This window comes from Streptomyces sp. SID14436, assembly GCF_010548465.1.
In the GTDB taxonomy this organism is placed as follows: domain Bacteria; phylum Actinomycetota; class Actinomycetes; order Streptomycetales; family Streptomycetaceae; genus Streptomyces.
The window spans coordinates 1-1,892 of the sequence record NZ_JAAGMD010000013.1; the positions used below are offsets into that span (position 1 = coordinate 1).

At 75.9% G+C, this 1,892-nt stretch carries 2 protein-coding genes; both read right to left on the reverse strand.

The genetic code is table 11. The features are described 5' to 3' along the window. Positions 1 to 99: 99 nt before the first annotated feature. Complete coding sequence (locus tag G3I53_RS00585) at positions 100 to 867, reverse strand: ferredoxin reductase (RefSeq protein WP_343240530.1); 768 nt, start codon at positions 865 to 867, stop codon at positions 100 to 102. Positions 868 to 874: 7 nt separating this feature from the next. Continuing rightward, complete coding sequence (locus tag G3I53_RS00590) at positions 875 to 1,480, reverse strand: sulfite oxidase-like oxidoreductase (RefSeq protein WP_164332738.1); 606 nt, start codon at positions 1,478 to 1,480, stop codon at positions 875 to 877. Between the last annotated feature and the right edge of the window lie 412 nt (positions 1,481 to 1,892).

The following is a 1,892-nucleotide window of genomic DNA, read 5'->3' on the forward strand; positions in this document are numbered from 1 at the left end:
ACGCGCCGCCGGCCCTGCGGCAGGGGTGCCCGCGACCACCGCGGCGAAACGGCGGGATCCCGCGCACGGGCCGCATCGTCACGGGCGCCGGCCGGGGCGTCAGCCGAAGCGCTCGATCCGGATCCGGTCCACGGGCTGACCGGCCGCCACGAGCAGCCTGGAGGCGTGCTCCGCGAAGGAGTTGGACCCGCACACGTACGCCTCCCACCCGCCGGGCGGCCGCCGGTCGAAGAGGGGCGCGAGGTGATCGGCCGTCATGCGTCCCGCCGGCACGCCCGGCGGGGCGCTCCGGGTGAACACGGGCGTGGTCTCCGCGCCGTACTCGCGGGCGTAGATCAGTTCCTCGGGGCTGCGCGCCGACACCAGCAGGCGCAGCGGCACGGACAGGCCCCGGGCGCGGTGGTGCCGCACCATCGACATCAGCGGCACCACCCCGGACCCGGCTCCCAGCAGCAGCGCGGGCCGGTCGCCGGGCCAGGCGAAGAAGCCGCTGAGCGGGCCGCGCACCTCCACCCGGTCACCGGGCCGGGCCACGGTGTGGAACCAGCCGGACACCTCGCCGTCCGCCACCCGGTCGAGGGTCAGCTCGAAGTGCCCGGGGTCGTCGGGCGCGGACGCGATCGAGTAGTGCCGCTGGGCGACGTAGCCGTCGGGGGCGGTCAGCCGCACCATCAGGTGCTGGCCCGGCACGTGGGGCGACCAGTCCGGCACCGCGAAGCGGAAGGTCGCCGCGCGGGGCGTCTCCCGGCGGATCTCCGTCAGGGTGGCCGTCCGCCACCGGGAGGCGGTCCGCTCGCTCACGGCGATGCGTCCGGGCACGGCGAACCGCGTCGGCGGCCGGAAACGCTCCGGGACGGTCCCCGGGATCTCGGTCTCAGTCACCGGAGTACCGCTGCTCCTCCCAGGGATTGCCGCGCGGGTGGTAGCCGTTGCCCTCCCAGAAGCCCGGCTCCTCGTGGTCCAGGACCCGCAGGCCCGCGACCCACTTGACACTCTTCCAGAAGTACAGGTGCGGCACCACCAGCCGGGCCGGGCCGCCGTGTTCGGGCGTCAGCGGTTCGCCGTGGTGGTCCCAGACGATCCAGGCCCGCCCGCCGCGCACGTCCGCCAGCGGCAGGGAGGCGGTGTACCCGGTGTGCGCGTACGCCACCACGTGGGTCGCGGACTCCAGCGGCCGGACCGCGTCCAGGAACGCGTCCAGGGACACGCCCCCGAACCGCACGCCGAACTTCGACCAGCCCGTCACGCAGTGGATGTCCCCCTCGTACGCCGAGGCCGGCAGGGCGTGCGCCTGCTCCCAGTCCCAGGTGCGCTCCTCCGCCACCAGGCCGTCGACGCGGAACGTCCAGTCGGCGGGCGACAGGTCGGGCGTGACCTCGGCGGACAGCACGGGCCAGGTGTCGCGTGCGTCGTACTGGCCGGGCGGCAGCTCCGGGCCGGCCGTGCGGGGGCGGCCGGTGAAGTCTCGGGTGATGTTCACGTGATCGGTGATTCCGTTGCGGGGTGCGGGGCGGTTCCGGTTCCCACCGTACGGGGTGCCGGAGATCGTCGCGGCGGTGCGGGGGCCGTGCGGCGTCCGGTACTGTTGCCGTCCGGCCGCGGACGGACGCGGCCCCGGAAGGCTGGGGAGGTGGGAGAGATCACCGCTCTGTCAGGACGGGAGCTCCCGCCCCGAAGCGACGCGGATCACCGCCCGTAGGTGACCCGCGGGAGCGCCCCACGGCTCTCGAAAGGGCTTCACCGCCATGCCGCCCCAGTCACCCGCGCCCCCTCCGTCCCCCTCCGCCGGCCCGCCCTCCGCACCCGCGCCGGGACCACCGGCCACCGATCCTGCCGCCGCGCCGCCGGACACGGCCCCCGCCGCCCTGCTCCCGGCCACGGCTCCCGCCCGC